The 20,843-nt window shown below is 37.3% G+C and carries 17 protein-coding genes; 4 read left to right on the top strand and 13 right to left on the bottom strand.

Annotated elements, in window-relative coordinates:
* Positions 1-18: 18 nt before the first annotated feature.
* The 5 genes from D0T08_RS17595 to D0T08_RS17575 form a co-directional block, all read right to left on the bottom strand.
* Positions 19-786, bottom strand: coding sequence for a LytTR family DNA-binding domain-containing protein (locus tag D0T08_RS17595; RefSeq protein WP_116983984.1), 768 nt, complete (start codon positions 784-786; stop codon positions 19-21).
* A 116-nt stretch (positions 787-902) separates the two neighbouring features.
* A complete protein-coding gene (locus D0T08_RS17590) occupies positions 903-1,955 on the bottom strand; it encodes a sensor histidine kinase (protein WP_116983983.1) in 1,053 nt (350 codons plus the stop codon).
* Complete coding sequence (locus D0T08_RS17585; RefSeq protein ID WP_116983982.1) at positions 1,945-3,015, bottom strand: sensor histidine kinase; 1,071 nt, start codon at positions 3,013-3,015, stop codon at positions 1,945-1,947. Before D0T08_RS17585 ends, D0T08_RS17590 begins: the two co-directional genes overlap by 11 nt.
* Positions 3,016-3,089: 74 nt before the next feature.
* Complete coding sequence (locus D0T08_RS17580; RefSeq protein WP_116983981.1) at positions 3,090-6,104, bottom strand: two-component regulator propeller domain-containing protein; 3,015 nt, start codon at positions 6,102-6,104, stop codon at positions 3,090-3,092.
* Between the two features lie 217 nt (positions 6,105-6,321).
* A complete protein-coding gene (locus D0T08_RS17575) occupies positions 6,322-6,591 on the bottom strand; it encodes a hypothetical protein (protein ID WP_147322796.1) in 270 nt (89 codons plus the stop codon).
* Positions 6,592-6,972: 381 nt separating this feature from the next.
* Here D0T08_RS17575 and D0T08_RS17570 point away from each other — a divergent pair, with 381 nt between their 5' ends.
* The 3 genes from D0T08_RS17570 to D0T08_RS17555 all read left to right on the top strand — a co-directional run bounded on the left by D0T08_RS17570 (position 6,973) and on the right by D0T08_RS17555 (position 8,973).
* The gene (locus D0T08_RS17570) at positions 6,973-7,527 is read left to right on the top strand and encodes a cupin domain-containing protein (RefSeq protein ID WP_116983979.1); all 555 of its coding nucleotides are present in this window, start codon (positions 6,973-6,975) and stop codon (positions 7,525-7,527) included.
* Positions 7,528-7,664: 137 nt separating this feature from the next.
* On the top strand, positions 7,665-8,198 hold the full coding sequence (locus D0T08_RS17565; protein ID WP_116983978.1) for a cupin domain-containing protein: 534 nt from the start codon (positions 7,665-7,667) through the stop codon (positions 8,196-8,198).
* Between the two features lie 208 nt (positions 8,199-8,406).
* Positions 8,407-8,973: a dihydrofolate reductase family protein gene (locus D0T08_RS17555; RefSeq protein ID WP_116983976.1), complete on the top strand. Its 567-nt coding sequence runs from the start codon at positions 8,407-8,409 to the stop codon at positions 8,971-8,973.
* A gap of 125 nt (positions 8,974-9,098) precedes the next feature.
* On the opposite strand, the gene D0T08_RS17550 is transcribed toward D0T08_RS17555, so the two are convergent.
* The 3 genes from D0T08_RS17550 to D0T08_RS17540 all read right to left on the bottom strand — a co-directional run bounded on the left by D0T08_RS17550 (position 9,099) and on the right by D0T08_RS17540 (position 14,308).
* Entirely contained in the window at positions 9,099-12,119 is a 3,021-nt protein-coding gene (locus D0T08_RS17550) for an ELWxxDGT repeat protein (protein ID WP_147322795.1), read from the bottom strand.
* A gap of 308 nt (positions 12,120-12,427) precedes the next feature.
* Positions 12,428-12,817: a hypothetical protein gene (locus D0T08_RS17545; protein ID WP_116983974.1), complete on the bottom strand. Its 390-nt coding sequence runs from the start codon at positions 12,815-12,817 to the stop codon at positions 12,428-12,430.
* A gap of 240 nt (positions 12,818-13,057) precedes the next feature.
* Positions 13,058-14,308 carry a hypothetical protein gene (locus D0T08_RS17540; protein WP_147322794.1) on the bottom strand — a complete coding sequence of 417 codons (1,251 nt, stop codon included), beginning with the start codon at positions 14,306-14,308 and terminating at the stop codon, positions 13,058-13,060.
* A gap of 127 nt (positions 14,309-14,435) precedes the next feature.
* On the opposite strand from D0T08_RS17540, the gene D0T08_RS17535 reads away from it, so the two are divergent.
* The gene (locus D0T08_RS17535; protein WP_116983972.1) at positions 14,436-15,257 is read left to right on the top strand and encodes a DUF3298 and DUF4163 domain-containing protein; all 822 of its coding nucleotides are present in this window, start codon (positions 14,436-14,438) and stop codon (positions 15,255-15,257) included.
* A 25-nt stretch (positions 15,258-15,282) separates the two neighbouring features.
* Here D0T08_RS17535 and D0T08_RS17530 read toward each other — a convergent pair whose 3' ends face one another.
* From D0T08_RS17530 to D0T08_RS17510, 5 genes are all read right to left on the bottom strand, one after another.
* Positions 15,283-15,603, bottom strand: coding sequence for a hypothetical protein (locus D0T08_RS17530; protein ID WP_116983971.1), 321 nt, complete (start codon positions 15,601-15,603; stop codon positions 15,283-15,285).
* Positions 15,604-15,725: 122 nt separating this feature from the next.
* Complete coding sequence (locus D0T08_RS17525) at positions 15,726-16,919, bottom strand: M20 family metallopeptidase (protein ID WP_116983970.1); 1,194 nt, start codon at positions 16,917-16,919, stop codon at positions 15,726-15,728.
* 200 nt (positions 16,920-17,119) lie between these two features.
* A complete protein-coding gene (locus D0T08_RS17520; RefSeq protein WP_116983969.1) occupies positions 17,120-18,643 on the bottom strand; it encodes a flotillin family protein in 1,524 nt (507 codons plus the stop codon).
* A gap of 14 nt (positions 18,644-18,657) precedes the next feature.
* The gene (locus D0T08_RS17515) at positions 18,658-19,338 is read right to left on the bottom strand and encodes an NfeD family protein (protein ID WP_229238984.1); all 681 of its coding nucleotides are present in this window, start codon (positions 19,336-19,338) and stop codon (positions 18,658-18,660) included.
* 115 nt (positions 19,339-19,453) lie between these two features.
* Positions 19,454-20,710, bottom strand: a complete 1,257-nt coding sequence (locus D0T08_RS17510) for an asparagine synthetase B (RefSeq protein ID WP_116983968.1) — start codon at positions 20,708-20,710, stop codon at positions 19,454-19,456.
* Between the last annotated feature and the right edge of the window lie 133 nt (positions 20,711-20,843).

Here is a 20,843-nt window from a genome sequence, read left to right as displayed (position 1 = left end):
CACCAAACAGGTAGAAATTTACTTGCCCATCCATTTTTTAAAATCAGTTACTTTTTCACGGCTAACGATGGATTCTTTATCAACTGCCGGATTCAAAGTTAAAACTAATCGATTACCAAAATAGTCTTCAATTTTGGTAATACATCCAACAGATACATAAAATGAACGGCTGATACGGAAGAACTGTTCAGGTTCAAGCATATCTTCCAGTTCATCCATCGTATAGTCTACTGCGTATCTTTTGTTGTCAGGTGTTTTAAAGAAATTAAGGCGCCCATCACTATAGAAATAACAGATGTCTTTTACTTCAATACTCACCAGTTTGGCGCTATATTTTACCAGGAATCGCTTACGGTATTCTTTGGGCTGCAATTTTTGTTGAAGCTCTTTTACAATTTTTTCTAGTGAATTATCTGCTGGTTTATAAGTAGTGGATAGCTTTTTGAATTTCTCCAGAGCAGCTTGTAACTCATCATTCTGTATGGGTTTCAACAGATAATCTACACTATTTACCTTGAATGCTTTAAGGGCGTATTCATCATAAGAAGTAGTAAAAATAACCGGACATTTAATGTCGATAAGGTTAAATATCTCGAAACTTTGTCCATCAGCCAATTCAATATCCATCAGAATTAAATCGGGCGTAGGATTGGTAGAGAGCCATTCTACGCTGCTTTTGATACTATCTGCCACTCCTACTACATTGGCAGAACCGTCTACAGTTGCAAGTGTTTTCTGGAGTTTTTTCACTGCCAGATCTTCATCTTCAATAATTAAAATTTTCATAAACCAATGTATAGAAAGAGTTATACTGAGTATTTTTGTACTAATTTAAAAACCGCTTATGTGTCATCATACAGGTTTAAGCACAATTGGCTTAATAGTGGATGAATTGCGGTTTTTTATGAATGAATTGTATTTGGCTTCCATATCAGGGGTAAAACCACGGTAAAATTTTTATTATCAGATAGAATCTGAAAACCTGGTTGATTTAAAAGATTGTACTTATTTCTGATATTTTCAAGCCCCACACCATTACTGGAAACCTTGATAGTTCGGTGTTGAAGATTATTATTGACAACTAATTGTTTACCTCTGGTAGAGAATATGTCAATTACCAGTGGTTTATTTTTAGACAGAGAATTATGTTTTACGACGTTTTCGACCAGAAGTTGTAAGGTGAGAGACGGGATAAAGTAGCCGTAATATTGCTTATCTATCTGAAGATTCATTTTTACGGCATCACCATGACGGGTCTGCAATAGCTTGAAGTACGAATGGATAAATTTGACTTCGTTTTCAACCGTACTCATGCCTTCTTCATTGTTCTTCAACAAATATCTGTATACTTTGCTTAGTTCGTCAAGAAATTGCTCAGCTCTTTGTTTGTCGACTGCGATTAGCGACGACAGTGTATTAAAGCAATTGAATAGAAAGTGCGGGTTAACTTGGCTTTTGAGTGTATCAAACTCCTGAGTAATTGCCAGTTGTTTAAGTGTTTCCTTTTCAATAGTAGTCTCTTTAAGTCTTATCAGAATAAAATCGGCCTCAAATAAGGTCTCAAAAGTGAGATAAATAAAGAAGACAAAGGCGAAACATTTCCAGAAGTGAGCATTTTGGTACTGATAATCAAAAAGATGAAAGTAACCGTAGACTTTTATTGGGATAAGAATACCTATTAAACAGATAAGTATTAAAGAGATAAATTTTCTTAAAATTCTTTCAGAACTTTGTTGTACCTGCGGGTAAATTCTCTCCAGATACTGATTGTAACGTAATCGTATCAGCCAGACTACAAAACCTAAAACGAAAACCATAGGAAAAGAGTATAGCCACAGGCGGGAGTCATACCAGATGGAAATCTCGAACATAAACAGGTGTGCCACAACAACGATGAATGGCATTGAAAACAAAAAGCTGAATAGTTCAAGCTTGGGTATTGATCTAAAGTTCATCAGGCGCCTCCTTCTCTTTCAATATTAATGGTATTGTGATAGTCCGGCAGGAAGTATTATGCTCGTCTACTAGTATATTTTTTCCTAACAATTGATATTTTTTTACCAGATGATCCAGCCCCGATTCAAAATCTATAACTTCGGTAATGGACTTCGGATTAACTGTGTTTCTGAACAATAAAATCTCTGCACTTTCTGAATGAATATCTATTTTCAGAGGATTAGCTTTACTCATGATATTTTGCGAAAAAGCATTCTCGATTAATACTTGTAAAGTTAGCGGGGCTATCAGGTTTGCTTTTATATCATCAGCAATGTCAACTTTCACTTGCAGACTGTCGCCATACCTGGCTTTCAGAATATGAATATAAGACCTAATAAATTTTAGTTCTGTCTCGAGTGTAACCATCGGGTCTTCGTCGTTTCTGAGCATATAGCGATAAACCTTTGTCATCTCATTCAGAAACTTCTCGGCTTCGTCCTCATCTTCCTGAATCAAGCTTGATAATGAATTTAGGCTATTGAATAAAAAGTGCGGATTTACCTGACTTTTCAGTCCATTCAACTGGCTTTTTTTATAAGCTATACTGAGTTTCTCGGTTTCTTCTTTACTCTTTTTCCACTCATTATACTGCACAATACCTTCCATCAGAAAAGTGATAAAAATATTGAGGAGTGCCAATGATACGTAATTCCAGGCCAGATCGGTCTCCACAAAGTGATAATTGAGAAAACTGAACCAATCTTCCAGTTTATTTAAGTACAGGAAAAGAAACAGAAAAGTCAATAAAAGAAAACAAGTAATGCTTAGTGAAAGACGTGTGGAAATATGCTTCTCATCCGGGAACCGCTTTTTGACCTGCACTGCTATAGCTCCACAAAAAATGAAATAGGCGCCGAACGCTATCAATGTGGTGATACTTAGTATCAGAAAATTAGAGATACTGGCAAAGTACTGTTTAGGGAAATTGTAATAATTGAATATAAATGCAAATACTGGTGTGATTATCGCCATCACCAGATTATCCTTGCCATTATATGCAGGTAGTTTGACTTTCATTGTATAAAATTCCCCAAATTTTTAGTATTTAACCACACGCTTCGGTTGAATCGGGAAAAGTCAGGATTGAAATGTTACAATGCTATCTTTACCTGAACTACCGAATGTTTTTCCTGATGTTGGATGTCCAGATAAGCTTTCAGGTTATCTAGCATCTGTATAATTTCTTTGCTTTCAAAAACGTACTTAACAGATTGTCGATTTAAGTTGCTACTAAAAAAATCAATAGAAAAATCCAGAACAGAGAGCACTACTTTTAATCTGATTTTATAGATTTCCGCCTCCGTGTAAATCAGGTGCTGAATACTCTCTTTAAACAATATCAGCAATTGATGTCTCACACGCATATCCAGTTGTAAGGACTTTACTTTTTCTTCGACCTCGAGCAAAATCTTTGTGTCATTCTCCAGATTAAGCCCTTCTATAAACTCTTGCAGGCGCTCTACTACTTTCTCCATACTATCATTGGCCGGATTGATGCTCCACAACATATCATCCATTGCCACAATCATGCTGCCGCTTTTATCATGAATCTGATCTATAAATTCTTTCGACTTTAAGGGGTCTGTATCAGTTTTTATACGGGCTATTTCGCTTAATACATTGATATTGTTCAGTACCGTGCTGACGTCCTGATGCAGACTATCGGCTATTGTGTTACGCATCTTTACAAGTGCATCCTTGCGCTTCATGCGTTCACTATCCAGCCAGAAAATGATAGCAGCAGTTAAAACAAGTATGCTAATATAAAACCACCAGGTCTGGTAAAAAGGCGGGTTTATTTTAATAGTCAATTTTGTAGTTTGCTTAGATTCATTGCCCTCTTCATCTACAGTTTTGAGTATAAAATGATACCGACCGGGTGGCAAGTAATTATAAATAGCCTCATGCTCTGCTATTCGCCAATCATCGTCAATTTCTTCCAGTTTATATTTAATAATATAGGCACTATTGTATAATAAAGTTGAAAACCGGATGAGTATGGAGTTTTGGTTATGTTCCAGTTCAATTTCTTTGAGTTGAAGCAGAGAATCGAGAGGCAACGATTTATTCAGGACTTTAAAGTCTGTAATCTTGACTTCAGGCGGCGTAATGTTATAATGTATACGTGCAGGATTAAACACCACAAACTGATTGACTGTGCCAAAGAGAAGTCTCCCGTCAGGTAAATGGTAAGAAGCTGACTGAGTGAAATTCTCATTTTCGAGCCCATCTGTCCGATTAAAAGAGCTGAAAATAACTTTAGGTATGTTTAGTTTATATAAACCATTGGTACTGGTTATCCAAAGGTATCCGTTTTTATCTTTTTCTATGTCTGCATTAAAGCCGGAGATTCTGCCAGGTGTTCCAATAGTACGAGACCTGTTCAGCATCATATTATGACATACAACACGGGTGGCTGTAAGAATAACCATGAGTGAGTCGTTGCATTGTAAGAAACCTGCTACTCCTCTTTCGGGGAGTAATTTATTTTCAAAAGTAAGCCGGCGTACTATCTTACCAGAAGTCGGATTAAACACATAAGCACCGTTTTCGGGGGTAGCTACCCAAATATTCCCTCTGGAGTCGGGTAACAATTTATTAATAGAAAATTGGGGGATAGCATCAAAAGCGCAGATTTTAAAGTTATTACGAGGTGATACCTTAAAAATACCTTTGCCGGCAGTACCAATCCATAGTTCCCCATTTTTATCTTCTGTAATATGCCTGATGGGTTCGTTTGCCAGTTCATCCCAGTGAATCCATTTGCAGGATTTTGATCGCTGATTCAGGGCGTACATTCCTCCATCTGTGCCTATCCAGATTGTATTGCTATCAGATGACGCACGCATCGACCACACGTTAAAATTGCCATGCTCTGGTAATCCCTTTATGCTTAATGGTATGGGTTTCAGATTTTTATCATATTCAAAGAGCCCGTCACCCCATGTTCCTACAAGCAAGGTTTGTTCTCTCGTAGGCATAAAAGCGTGTACCCTCCCTGTACCACGAAGCCCCGACTGCCGATTCAGATGAGGCACATTAGTAAAAAACTCCTGCGAGGGATTAAACCGGAAAACACCATTATTATTGGTGGTTACCCAGAGGTTGTTTTCACGGTCTTCGTAAATAGTACGTACTCGTTCATAGGCAATGCTTTTTTCGCTCGTAAATCCATTCGGAATCATGCCAAATTGATGCGTATCTTCCTGAAATGCTGCTAACACAAGTTGTCCTCTTACCCAGATAGTACCGTTGGATTGTTCGTTAAAACCAAAAATATCGTAGTTGCCTTTTAAAACATCATTAAATGAATAGTGGGTAAGAATAGGTTGCCGACGCTTTATATCATAACAACCAATAATGGGAGATGCACCAGTTTGCGTATACCAGAAGCGCTTTTTGCTGTCAAAGAACAATCGGTCATAGACTTCTTTCTGATTCAGTTGGTCGATTAAAATCTCGTGATCAGGGTTATGCTCTGGTTCATTCCAACGCTTTGTTTTCAGGTTATAAACCGCCAGCCCACCATTGCTCAGGCTTACCCAGTACTTGTTGGTATGTGGCTGATGAACAAAATCTACTATTCCCCATTTAACCTTAAAAGGCACGAAATTGTGGAGGTAAGAAAATTCATTGGCTTGTGGGTTATAGGTAGTTACCTCACTACCTCCCATCAGATAAAACATATTACCGGCCTGGTCAGTTATTAAGCGTTTTATATAAGTGTTTGGAGAAACACCTTTATGAAAATGCGTTTTCACTTCATTAAAAGTAAATTTCTTCGTATCGAAGATTCCGACTCTTCCACTTGCTAAAAGTATCCAGAGATTATTTTTTTTATCAATCAGCAATTGCCAGACGGGGTTGGAGGGCAATTGGCTATTGGCCATTTGAAAAGACTTATACTCCTTACCATCAAAACGTTGGAGGCCATTGGTTGAGCCTATCCAGATAAATCCTTCACTATCCTGTACAACTGTATTAGTTTGGTAGGTAAGAAGCCCGGAGGCTGGGGTGTAACGGGTAAAGGTATATTGTCCCTTTACAGGCAGACTAAGCTGTAAAGAAAGAAGAAACAGGGTGAGAAATGGTAGTGTTTTCTTCAAGTGCTTTTTAGCAAAATTAACAATTATTCCTTTTCATCGGAAAATTAAATAATTGAGCTGAAAATCAGACTCTTAGCTAAGATGGCATCAGAAAAAATGTGTATGAATTGAGGAAAAACCTGTATGAATTGTAATAGATAGAAAAATGATTCAGAGAAACATAAACCAAAAGTTCTCGTTTCTCTGAATCTATAAGCTAAGCCTATATAATACTTATTTATTGACAGGCATTCTTGGCAGCCTCTTCAAAATTTCTTCGTTCTTCTGCAGAGATTCCCGGGCAATCGACTACTTTACGCGCTGCATTTACCATCTCTCTACATTTGCTCACGTTACCGGGATCCTGTGCAAATCTTTCGTAGGCTGCCAGATAATCTTTTGTTGTTCTTTCATAGCAACTTAAAGCTACTGGTGAAGGGTCTTCTTTTAACTTACTACAGGAAAACATAGTTGCGGCAATGGTAATAGACATTAATAGCTTTTTCATTTTTTTTATCAGTTTAAATGACTGGTTTATTTGTTTTTCTGATTCAAAATTCAGCCTTTTTTCATGATCAGACTATCCATTCCGGTTGGATTGGCACTTTGGTTGTATCAACTGTAGTATTTGTAGCTCCAACTTTTCGCATCGAGTCAATAGGCCGCGATTAGAAGAATTTGTGTATGAGTTTTATTGAAAATACTTTCAAAGAAAAATCTGTTTGAAGTTTAATTGATTGGTAGTGAGTAGCTTGAAGTACTTAAGGACAATTCAGCGGCATGTTCCTCAATCCATTCATGTCTTATGCTGATTAGACTGAAAGGGCTCTTTTTATCGATAAACAACCTTGAATTTTGGGTAAAATATTAACACAAAAATCAAGAAACCATGAAAAGAAAATTTATTAATCCTGAAATACAGGATGTAGCAACATTTACAAAATTTGCATGTGAAACCGGCGGGAGATTAACTGAAATTGATATTGTCTTACAAGTGGGTGGGGGTAATCCGCTTCATTATCATAAGACCTATTCAGAGACTTTTACGGCTATAGAAGGAGAATTAGGTGTAAAAATTGGTAAGAAGAAAGAAATAAGGATTTTAAAGCCTGGAGAATCATTTACAGTACCAGCTAATACGCTACATTGCTTTTTTAATCCGGGTAAAGAGCAAATCAGATTTAAAGTGACCATTGCTCCAGGACATGAAGGCTTTGAAAAGGCAATAATGGTTGGTTATAGCCTAAGCGAAGATGGCCTTCTCAGAAAGAATCTTTTAAGAAATATGGCCGTACTTCTTACTATTAGTGATATGAATATGCCAGGATTGTTTTCAATTTTCGAGCCTGTTTTGAAATGTATTGCTTACTTCTCGAAAGACTATGAAAAAGCATTGGTGAAAAAGTATTGTGCGCAGACAGTGACTGTAGATGAATTAGTGTGATAGGGGGCATTATTTGTTAATAATAGATGATAATGATCGGAAACCGTCTCAAGCTTATTTGAGGCGGTCTTTTTTTACAGATTTTCGGACTTGAAAAGTTTGAAATTTACAAAAGATTAAAATAAAAATTTATAATCATGAAAAGGAAATTTAATAATCCAGCAATGCAGAATGAAGTAACATTCATACAATTTGCCTGCGAATCTGATGAAAAAGTGACAATCATTGAAAATGTTTTACAAGCAGGAGGGAAGAACCAGCTTCACTGCCATAACACGTATTCAGAGACTTTTACGGCTATTGAGGGAGAGTTGGGCTTAAAAGTTGGGAAAAAGAAAGAAATTCGAATTTTGAAGCCCGGAGAATCATTTACATTATCTCCTAAAATGCCCCATTGTTTTTTTAATCCAGGTAAAGAGGCTATAAGATTCAGGTCTAAGACTGCACCTGGCCATGGTGGTTTTGAAATGTCAATTATGATTGGATTTGGCCTGAATGCAGATAGAATCTTTAAAAAGAATCTGATAAGAAACCTATCAATAATTCTTTCAATTAGTGAGGTGAGTATACCAGGAGCGCTTTCTATTTTCGAGCCTGTGTGGAAATGTATTGCTTATTTATCGAAAAGCTATGAGAAAGCTTTAGTGAAAAAGTATTGTACACAAAGTTAAAATGTGGATCGAATTGGAAGCAACCATCTCTCGGTTCATTCTGCAAATTTATCAGATAATTCAACCAAAGCCGTCTCAGATTGTTTTTGAGACGGCTTTTTTTCATAATTTCAGATTTATAATAGATTGGGCGTATTTACCCCTAACGAATGTCGCTTTCGCCCCTCTCATGATTAATTGAGTTTACCTAACTTTACAAGAAAAGACCATGCGAAAAATAATTGTTACCGAATTTATCACACTAGATGGTGTGATTGAAGCACCTGGTGGTAATGAAACTCCTCATCCTCATGGTGGTTGGCAGGCTCATTATAGATCATCGGAGGGAGGAAAGTATAAAATGGATGAGCTTTTAAGTGTAGATGCCTTACTATTGGGCAAAAATACGTATGAACAGTTTGCCAATTACTGGCCAACCCAAACTGGCAATGTGTTCGGCGGTAGCATGAATCAGTATCCGAAATATGTTGTATCTACCAGTCTGCAAAAAGCAGAGTGGAATAATAGCTATATTTTTAGGGATGTAGATAAAGAAGTGGCTAATTTAAAGAAGACCGATGGAGGTAATATTCTTGTCTATGGAAGTGCTACACTCGTTAAATCTCTGCTTCATCACGACCTTGTCGATGAGTTGCGGTTGATGGTAGTTCCTGTTGTTGTAGGTGGTGGATTGAAACTATTTGAAGATAATCTGGAATTAAAGAAATTTGGGCTTATAAGTTCGCAAGTGATGGAAAATGGTGTTATAATCCTACATTATGAGCCAATTAAATAAGTATTAGTGGAAGATTCTAGCGCATGGGAAAATTTAGCTTTATTTATATGGTTTAAAAGCTAATAGGTATGAATGGTTATTCATACCTATTAGCTTTCTCAGCTTATATTTGCTTTTTTGAAGGCCTAATTATCAGTTGTGCTATGCACACAGGCTTCTATTTTAGCTTCAAAAATCGAATTACTATCAGCTACAAAACCGGATGTTAACTCAATAGATTTGCCTGCAATTAATTTATAAGACTTATCAGCTGTAATGGTATTGCTACTCTTAATAGTATCATAAGCTTGAGTGTATAGATAATTAATATCCCCAGCCAATATAGCATTATTTTTACAGTCTTTGAAAACATGAATCTGATGCGTGCCGTTTGGGAGAGCTATTCTCGTAAATATAAGGCCATTGTGCCCTACAAAATATTGTGGAAGTGAATGCCCGTTAGGTACAATATTAGCCAACAACCTTTTAGATGCAGAAGTAGACTCAATTTTTACTGGTTCTGAATCCGAACCTCCATCAGCAAAATACACACCTCCTCTGGCAGCGTAGGCATATATATTAGTAATGTCAGAAAGAGGTATGGTGCCCTCTGGGGTCAAATCAGATTTAAATAATTGCCTGCCATTGGCTGGTGTAGAAGCAAGGAAATAGACGTCGTCTTCAAATACTGCATATTTAATCTTATTCGCGTAATTTATAGGTGAGCCTGAACCTGTACCCGGATAAATATCTTTTACAAGTTTAGTGCCGGCTACTGTTCCATCGGACTTCCAGAGTTCAGATCCATTTTCACTATCATAGGCCTGAAAAACCAGAAGCGAATCTTTAAAATTAGTAAGGTAGCTCGGACAAGATCCGGCAGTTCCAAATGAATGTAGAAGTCTTGTATTAGCTTCAGTGCCATCAGTTACATACAATTGACACCCTTCAGCCGAACTAAATTTGGTATAATAAAAGCTATTGCCTACAACCTCTGTTTCTGAGCTAAATATATACATATTTTGCCCGGGTATCGCATCTTTCACCAGCGATATATTCCCTCCATCATATTTATATACTTCATCGCCATACATAGTCGAATATCCTATAAAATACAGCTTATGATTTATGGCTCTTAATCCTCTTATATAGTAAGAATCATTAGGGCGGGTATTATCAACTACTCCCACTTTTGTAGTGCTTTCAGGGCTTCCAGCGGTTTGCCATAATTCATTAACCACATTGAAATAAACCAGACCATTAGCTGCTTCAAATTTATTGGAATAACCTAACTGACTAAGCCTTGGGCCTTCATAGAGTTGTATAGGCGGATATATTCCATTGGTTATCCATATTCCTTTATAAGTCATGATATATATCTGGTCATTAAATTCATATAAATCCCAGAATTTTGAAGAATTGCTATAATAATCAAAGGCATCTTCTTGGGCTATAGTTGTCTCCGGCATTGGGTAGGAGTTCAAATCTGAAAACAAGCTAGTACCCACTTGTTTGCCATTGGTTTTCCAAAGTTCCAAACCATTTTTACCATCATCAGCTAAGAAAAATAAACCGTTTGAGTTACTAACCGTTTTAGAAAAATTGTAATCATTACTTTTATAGGTGACATCAATATCCTTTACAAAGGTATTCGTTATACCGTTTGATTTATAAAGCTCGTAGCCTGTAGCAGGATTATAAGCAGAAAAATAAAACCAATCACCGGATTGTACCAGGGGATAAACGTTATCAATGTTCAGATCGGGAGTAAGGTTTTTTACCAATACTGCATCACTGCCATTATCCGTTACATAGCATTGATTTTTCCCCTCAATATCATTCGTAATAAAAAACAATTTATTATTAAAGGTTCTGACGTAGGAATAATTTCCAAACCATAAATTCAGAATATTCGTAGTTCCCTGCTGTGTTCCATTAGAAAACCAGAGTCTGTATCCTGGCGATGTTTGCCCGGTAAAGAAATAAATATTTCCGTTAGATGTAGGTATCAGTTTTCTTTTCTCAGGATTAGTGGGAAAGGGATCAATATTTGCCCCGGTTACTTGTATCAGATGTGCAATTTCTGAATCTACAGACGATTCAATCACTCCTAAATTTGTTTGTCCGCCAGAGTTATTAATTAAAAGAAATAATTTATCGTTAGAAACCGTAAGGTTTTCGGCTCTCCAGCTATAATAAGTAAAATCGTTGGCTATAGTAACCGGTATAGAATTATTATCTATATAATAAAGATTTCCTCCACTTGAAGGACTTGTTGTAAAATATACTTTCCCATTAAAGAGCGTTAGATTGTCTGGATTTGCAAAACTGCTTCCGATTGAAAAAGTAGTATTAAATGTGCCTGCTGTGCGTACTAATATTGTAGTGTTGACTAATGTACCATCTTTTAAATTAACGAAAGCAGTATTATCATTGACTACTATTTTACTGTTGTTGACAAATGAACTGTTGCTTCCGGGATAAATATCTTTTACTAATTCGGTTCCTGCTTCAGTGCCATCAGTTATCCAAAGTTCACGACCATGTGTTGGTTCAGTGGCTGAGAAAAGCACTTTATCCTGTAATTGCACAAAATCTGATGGTAATGAACTGTTGCTTCCGGGATAAATATCTTTCACTAGTTTAGTCCCGTCAGGCGTGCCGTCAGTTACCCAGAGCTCTTCGCCCAATGTTCCGTTGTTGGCACTGAAAAAGGCTTTAAGTGCTCCCTTGCCAGAAACGACTTTGACATTCTTAATATCAGATGCTCTACCGGGAGTATTAATATCTTTTAGCAGAAAAGTACCTGCGGGTGTTCCGTCTGTTATCCATAACTCAAAGTTTAAGTTATTATAATAATCAGAGGCTATTAAAAGAGCCTTATTACCAAAAGGGATAATATTTTCTTTTGTCCGGATGTTGGCCTGAGGTCGGGTTCCGGTTGTAGTAATGATTTTAGTGGTGCCTCCGGGTGTTCCGTCTGATTTCCAAAAACCATAATCAGGTGAATTGGCCATACCTGCCACAAAATAATAAGTTCCATTTACATCTACTCCATAGCGTGGATAAGAACTTTGTGTTGATGATTTGATTTCTGTTAAAAGAGAAGTCTGAGCGAAGCCAGCAGATATGAAAAGAGAAAAAACGATTATTAAAAGTGCTTTCATAGCTTTTTGTTTTTGATTTTTGGTCAAAATTATCTGCTAATGAAAATTTGAAAATAGCCTCATGCATGAGGTGAAGATATTTAGGGATGAAGTGAGGATTTATTTCCGGTGAGAAATAGTTTTTAACTGCTACTTGATGGATTAAGCGCAGAGTTTCTTTATAAGGCTAAATAAGATTTCGGAGTATTTCATATATATATCAACACTTATTTCCTGCGGAATAGACAAACTCAATTCCGCGGTTGCAATCCTAAAACCTTACTGGAATTTCTCTTTTACTCAATAAAATTACTTGAGAAAGCTTATTCTTACTTTGTTGCAGGCACTAAATTCATTAACTCTTTGTGCAATTCTTTGGCTTTTTCAGGTACTTGAGTATTGGGTCTTCCCCAGACTGCCGATTGGGTCTGTTGATCTTTCTGCAATCGTACAAAATAATACATGTTACCGGGTTCGTTGATGCCAGATGTCTCCTGAAACAGAGCTTCTGATTCTTTTAAAAGCTTTTTGACAGTTTTCCCTTTTTGTTTACCTAAATCGGTAAAGATCGTATCGTTATTCTTTCTAAATAAGAGGCGCTTATTTTCCAGCAACCTGTATTCGTTGACCTGATTAGCAAATCCACCACCACTCCCAAAAATCAATTGACCCTTAGTGTAGGTTAATGGGTTTATTTGCTTGTTACAAGAACTGAGCATAAGTATGATAATTCCAAGAAGGAAAAGGGTAGAAATATTTGTGATTTTCAATTTTTTCTGAAATTTTAGTTTTACTTGTAAAATTAGAATTTATAGGATAAATAGGTTATTTTGTATTAATTGACTAGATTATATATTTTGAATATTCGATATTCTTTAGTTGTTTTTTTGAAAGCCAAAGCATAAAAGTTTATTAATTTGACAATCAATATTACAAAATTTACTCAAATAATAGTAAACTTATATATTAGCTTGCTTGTTATGTGCCAGTCGGATACTCTTTGTCCAGTTAAATAGTTTGATAAAAGAAATGAGCAGAATCAAACCAAATAGGAGAGCTGTGTATTCCGGTTTGAACGGATTCAGTCCAAAATATTTATTCATTCCATCTACGTTGGCTAAATGTGCTACCGAAATCATAGCAAATAGTGAATATTGCCCAGTCATCAGTGCATAAGCAAAATACAAAGCAATGGCAGGGTAGGAGTACCTCTCGTGCATCTGGGTATTCACAAAAAAGAATAAGGTGGCTATAGTGGCAGCAGTAAGCCATACCAAAGCGTAATAATCCCTATCAGCCAATTTTTTGAATCTTACTAAAATATACGTTCGGAATAAAAGCGGTATAAATACTAAGGCAGATGAGCCAAAAAATAGGAAAAATCCCCATTTTTTGTAGGTTAAGCCTGCAAAAGTTAGTGTATCATTTAATAAAGTAGGGTCTTCTTTAATCAGGAGATACCATAAATTATAGGCATTCCAGGATACTCTAGGGAAAAAGCCCACTGATTCTCTCACTACCTTAACGAAATTCCAGAATGTACCTCCCACTATAAACGGACTTAATAACCAGAGTTGGGTAAGCAAAGAAATACCTAACATTTTTGCTAAAAGCCATTTATCAAATTTTTGTGAGAATTGATAAACCAATAAGATCACAAAAAACGGCACAAATATGATGGCCTGTAGCTTTACATAGATAGAGAGTGTACAAAAGAATGCCGCCCAAAGCATTTTTCGTTCATAAAGGCAGATAATCCCTAAAACAACCATAGTCGTAGGTACGCTATCTAACTGCCCCCAGATAATTGTACAATAGAGATAACCCAGATTGAATAATAAAAGATACTCAATAAATTTAACTGAATAGTATTTTCTTAATGCCCAGGCCAGAGATAAGGCACAGCCAAAATCAAATAATAGAAAGAAGTATTTAAGCTGATAACTATTGCCATAAATCAACTCTTTGCTGCCTTGCATTTTACCGAACCAATAGAGTCCATGCAGGTAAAAGGGCATATAGTTGGTATCAGAATTATATATTTGACTTAAACCATGCTCAAAGGCGTAATAAGACCAACGAGGCCAGTCGTTGTTTAAATCAAACCAAAAACCTGTGTGAGGGATAACAGCTACTAATAGAATATAAAACAAAAAATGATGCCACTGTATAGGTAAAGAGTTATCGCTTAGTCTTTGAAAGATTTTCATTCCGTGGTATTTGTTTATACGCGCCATGCCTGATGGCTTTTTGAGCCCTCAAATTTCAGCATTTTGTTTTATATTCCGTTCTCAAGATTAAAGAAACCTTTATATTTGGCAAACAAACTCCTGATAAATGAAAAAAATAATCTACTTAATGGTTTTAGTAGGGGGCATTTCAGCCTGCCAATCCGGGAAGGAATCTACAACCACTACTGCCCCAATTGCGGTTGATAGTGTGAGTTTCAAACAAGAGAGTGCACCGTATTATACTTCAGGCGGTGATACGTTAATCTCTACTTTAGATATCAGGTATCCTAAACTTACTGGAGGAAATGATTCTATTATTAGTAAAATTAATGCTTTTATGGCAGCCTTGCCACTCAAAGGACTCTCCGGAGTAGCAGACCCTGAAGGTAATAATAAAACAGCCGGTAATTTATCAGAAGCTTCAAAGGCATTCTTTGTTGCTGTAGAGCAGGCCAGAAAAGAAATGCCTGATGCTCCCAATATGGTTTACACCTATGAGGCTTTAGGAGATACTTTGTGGATTTCACCAGGTGTAATTTCATTATATTATAACGAATCTACTTATACAGGTGGAGCACATGGGAATTATTATACTTCTTTCTATAATTTTGATGCTCTTACCGGTAAACTATTGGAATTGCATGAGATAGTTAAAGATACATTGGCTTTAAATAAACTCGCAGAAATAAAATTTAAAGCAGAAGAAACCGCAATGGCAAAAGAGAATGGCATGGAGTTTAAAATGGAAGATTACTTTTTCCCTGAAAACAAGTTCATTTTGCCGCAGAATATAGGTATTTCCAAAGAAGGATTACGATTATTATATAATCCTTATGAAGTAGCCGCTTATGCCCGCGGGATGATTATTTTGGATATACCTTGGCAGGAGCTTAAGGGTATTGTGGTTGAGAAATATGCAGGTAAATAAAAGAAAATAAGGTGCACGAGGCACCTTATTTTTTTGCTCTGATTTTCTGTATAAAATCAGTCAGATTTGCGATGAGTAAATAGGCAATGCCGAAAACGATAAGAGGTAAACAACTAAAGAAAATGGCTCTTTTAGGATACCCCTCTAAGAAATTTGTCCAAGACCACCAATAGCTGCTGCCGAGAATAAATGGATAAGTGAAAATTGCCATAATAAAAAGCCAGGGCAGTTGCTTTCTTATAGGCTTAGTGGGGTTAAAAACTATAAAAGATAAACCCGCCATTGAGAACCACGGAAATATAGTGATGGCTCCCAATACTTGTAATAGGATAATTAAAATTTTCATAAACTTTTACTATAACTTTAACAGTTGACAAAGTAAATAGGAGCAGTTTAAGGGCATAATTTTACGAGCAAAAGTTCACGAACAAAAGTTATATGGTATAAGGTTAAACTAACATTATGTAGTTATTGTTTGGCTAATTCACGGATTGCTAGCCATGACATCAGCCCGGGACCTATTTCAAGTGCAGTTTCGTCAACATCAAAAGTAGGTGTATGCACGCCTGAAACGATGCCACGGGCTTCGTTACGGGTACCTAATCTATAAAAACAGGAATCTACTACCTGTGAATAAAATGCAAAATCTTCACCTGCCATCCATAAATCAAGATCAATTACATTTTCCCTGCCCATATATTCGATAGCTTCATTCTTCATACGGCGGGTTAATTCCGGATGATTTTTCAGGAAAGGATAACCCTTGACTATTTCAAAATCACAAACCCCACCCATCGCTTCGGTAATACCTTCAGCCATTTTTTTCATTCGACGCAGACCGTCTTCTCTCCACTCTTCATCCATACAACGGAATGTCCCCTGAATGGTTACCTCATTCGGAATCACGTTGGTAACCCCATCAGCTATAAATCGTCCGAAGGACAATACCGATGGATTGGCAGGTTTACGATTACGAGAGATAATCTGTTGAAGTGAGACTATTACATGAGATGCAATAAGTACAGGGTCAATTAATTGGTCCGGCATCGCGCCATGTCCACCTTTACCTTTAATGGTCATATACAATTCATCGGTACTTGCCATGTACATTCCCTCACGGAAACCAATCTTTCCCACCGGAATATTAGGTGCTACGTGTTGCCCAAGCATGCCTGCAGGCGCAGGATTTTCTAAAACACCCTCTTTAATCATGATAGATGCTCCACCGGGTGCTTTTTCTTCGGCAGGTTGGAACACCAATTTTACAGTTCCCTCAAACTCCTCACGCAATTGGTGCAAAATTTTTGCTGTACCTAATAAGGAGGATGTATGTACATCATGCCCGCAAGCGTGCATTACACCTTCGTTAATAGATTTATAAGGCACCTCATTTTTTTCAAAAATGGGCAAAGCATCCATGTCAGCTCTTAAACCTATCACTTTACTTTCAGGATTTTTTCCTTCAATAATGGCTACTACTCCGGTGTCTGCAATGCCTTCTTGTGGAGTCAAACCAATATCTTTGAGCTTTTGCGCTACAAAACGTGCAGTATTATATTCTTGAAAAGAAAGTTCGGGGTTAGTATGTAAATAACGACGATTAGCAATAGTTTCAGACGCATATTCCTGTGCTAAACGTTTTATTTTTAAGTCAATTGACATGAGTAAAATTATCTTCGGTAAATAATATTAAATCAGCCATTTTCAAAAATAATGGTGATTTATAACAAAATCATAACCTTTTCTCAAAGGGACTGCTAAGTTACATATAGAATGTTTTTTTACCATCATTTTTAACAAAAATAGTGCTATCACTCATTAATGAGTGATAGCACTATTAGAATTTTAATGATGAGATGTATCTATTTTTTGGATTTCGACTCCTCTTTAGGAGGTTCCGGCTGTTCTTCACCTTTCAGATAAGTAGGTAGATTAAGTCCCGCCATATTGAATAAATCATTCAGAGGGGGAACTGTTTTCATCATACCTGATACAAAATTGGCAGTACTTGAATTGCCATTCTCACCTGTACCATTGCCCGAATCCCAAACCGTAATTTTATCAATTTTGATATTTTTAACAGCTTCTACCTGAGTTTTTACTAATTCAGGCAATTTTTCAATCAATAATAACTGAAAAGCTTTGGTTGGGTCGCCGCCCGCAGCAGCTACCACTTCTCTGTAGCCCTCGGCCTGTTTGGTTAAGATTTCGTAGAGACCTTTGGCTTCTGCTTCCATTTTGGCAAAAATGGCATCGGCTTCCCCTTTGGCATTCTCTCTGATTCTTTCAGCATCGGCCTGAGCTTCTATAATGGCTCTTTGCTTGGCTATTTCAGCCGGAATCACAATATTGGCGATCTGTGTAGAACGTTCTCTTTCCGAACGCGCTAACTCAGCTTTTTGCTCGGCCAGGTAGGCTTCTTCCAGAGCTTTGGCCTGCTGTACTTTTTCAGCTGAAATAGCTATACGAAGCGCTTCTGCTTCTTTTTCTCTTCTTAAAGCCTCTGAATTGGCTATGGCAATTTTCGCTTCATTTTCTCCTTTTACAGCTATCGCATTGGCTTCTGAGGTTTTTACACGGGTATCTCTCTGCGCTTCTGCTTTACCGATGGCTTCGTCTTTTCCGGCAGCGGCAATGCTGATTTCCCGGTCTTTCTGGGTGATAGCTATTTTTACGTCGCGGTCCCTATGGGTTTCTGCAATCTGGGTATCTCTTTCGCGGTCAGCTATCGCTTTTCCGGTTTCGCCGATTTTCTCTTGTTCTGCCACGCTGATTTTTGCTTCGTTGATAGCTTTTGCTGCTGCTTCTTTACCCAGAGCGGCTATGTACCCCGATTCATCTTTAATATCAGTTACGTTTACGTTAATGAGTTTCAGACCGATTTTCTTCAACTCTGTATCTACGTTTTTAGAGATATTTTCAAGGAATTTGTCTCTATCTGAGTTAATTTCTTCAATAGTCATGGTAGCAATTACCAGACGTAACTGGCCAAAAAGGATATCTTTTGATAACTCCTGAATTTGTTCTGCTGTCAAACCTAATAATCTTTCAGCTGCATTGTTCATACTATCTGCTTCGGTTGAAATCGCAATGGTAAAACGGCAGGGTACATCTACTCGGATATTCTGACGGCTCAGGGCATTAGTCAGATTGGCTTCAATAGAGATTGGTTTCAGGTCCAGAAAGGCATAATCCTGAATAACAGGCCAGATGAATGCACCACCGCCGTGAACACACTTTGCAGAGGTTCCTCCGGTTCTACCATAAATAACCAGAATTTTATCAGACGGGCATCGTTTATACCTTGAAATAAGTGCGGTAATTGTCACAAACAGAACAATAGCAGCCACAACAATAATAATGAGTGGAGAAGATAACTGGAGCATGTGTTTATATAAGGTTAAATTTTTTCTACAACAAGGGTATTGTTTTCGATGCCAATGATTCTTACAGTTTCATTGGTTTTGATTCTGCCGTTTTCTGTAATGGCATCTAATTCATGAAAGGCACCTTTGATACTTATCTGCACTTTGCCTTTGCCACTCTTGTGTTCAGGAATGCTCAGATAAACCGAACCCACCTGATTGACGGCGTTGTTAATCTGAAAAGTATTATCTTCAGACAGCTTACCGATTTGTTGGATGATAAAAAAGAATACAGCCACAAAGGCAATGCCGATAAGAAAAGCAATGACGGTTAATACAAAGTGATTGCCGATATGATTGTAAAAGGAGATCCCCATCCAACTGAAACCTAATAGGAAATTAATCAGATTTCGGAATGAAAAAAGCTGAAAGGGCTCTTGAGAATGACCCAGATCGCCATTAAAATCGGGTTCCAGACCATCAGCCGCATCAACTCCGGCAAAGGTCATGATAGTCTGAATCAGAAAAATCAAACTGGTAGGAATGGCAATGTACCAGAAAGTACGAAGCAAAGGCTCTAAGGTATGAAAAAAGTCCATAGGGTTTTCATTAAGGTTATGTGTAGGAATCAAAGGTTTTGTTTTACCAATATACGAAATTTCCAGCCATTCTGACCAATTAATTTTTGATAAATGGCTATATGAATCTTCAGACAAGGCAAAAAACTATTTGTCTATTACATAAACGTAAAGATAAACTCTATGACAAAATCATAGAAATGATTGTTCAGGAAAGAAGCTGAAATTTTATTAAATGTATCTTATAGGAGACTCAGGTTTTTCTTTTCTTTTTCCTGGCTGATGGGAATAAAACATTATTAAGAATAAGCCTGTAGCCGGGTGAATGCGGGAAAAGGTTCAGGTCGGTAGGGGTGCGATGAAATCCTCTTCGTCCTTCAGGGTCATGGCCACCGTAGAATACCCATTGTCCTAAGCCTAATTCTCCGTATATGTAGCGATGAGATTCTTTGCCTTCACCCATTACCAGTACGTTTGATTTGACTGTTTTTTTGTTGAAAGAAGAGGTTTGCCCCATAAACTCTCTGATAAGATGCTCGTGGTTTTGCCCCAGCATGGCCGGAATTACGTCCCATTTGGCAGAGAAATCAAATAAGTCGAAATAAGAGGTTACTTCATCATCAAATCTGCCAGACCAGACATTAATATCTGAAAACGACATCGATCCATAGCCTTCTCCATCATTCAGATATAAGCTGTAATTTTCAAAAGCTAATGTTTTACTGAAATCTAATTTAGATTGCGCATGCGCATCAATATCGTCACCATCAAAGCGGCTGCTGACAATATCTGTTCCCTCGGCTGATAGGGCAATATCCAAGGTTTCAGCACCTGAACACATGGCAAACAAATAGCCACCACCCATACAGAATAGCTTAATCATTTTGGCTACATCCAGCTTTAAAGCCGAAACTTTTGGATATTTCAGTCTTTTGGCAATGTCTTCCTGAGCTTTCATATCCAGGGCTGACATGCGGCGCATATTACGGCCATATTGTCCCGTAAAATCTTCGTGGTGCAGGTGAAGCCAATCGTATTTGGCCAAATCACCTCTCACGATTTCTTCATCATAAATCACTTCGAAAGGAATTTCGGCGTATTTCAGAACCAATAAAACTGCATCCGTATCTTCAAAATTAGAAAGACTTACTTTAATAGGAGAATATACGGCTATTTTGGCGGCTTTATAGAGCCGCACTACTTCCATATTTATATCAGGATCTGAAATTTCTTTGAGCATAGCTTGGACATTAGCTGTAGAAACTACTTCAAAAGATACACCTCGCACAAGACATTCTTTCTCTAAAGCAGGGGTATAATCGAATAGGAAGCTACCTCCACGATAGTTGAGGAGCCAGTCAAGCTCTGTATTGTGTTGGAGTGTATTATAGGCTATACCGTAGGCTTTCAGGTGATTAGACTGTGTGTCGTCCATTGGTACCAGTATTGAGTTGGCAAAAGTTTGCCACGAACTCAACAAGAAGAGCAGAAGTAGTAGTTTTCTTGCCATGACTCAATCTTATTTTTACCAAATATACTAATCAATTGTCAGGATTTATTTTTTGCCGGAATATTTTTTACGACCTGATAACCAATATTTTACAGGTGTTTTGACGAAGTACTTCTTGATGAAAGCGAAAGCA

It is taken from the genome of Emticicia sp. C21, from assembly GCF_003418935.1.
Classification (GTDB): Bacteria; Bacteroidota; Bacteroidia; order Cytophagales; family Spirosomataceae; genus Emticicia.
Note: the sequence above shows the minus strand (reverse complement) of the source record. Positions and strands in the feature narration are given on the sequence as shown.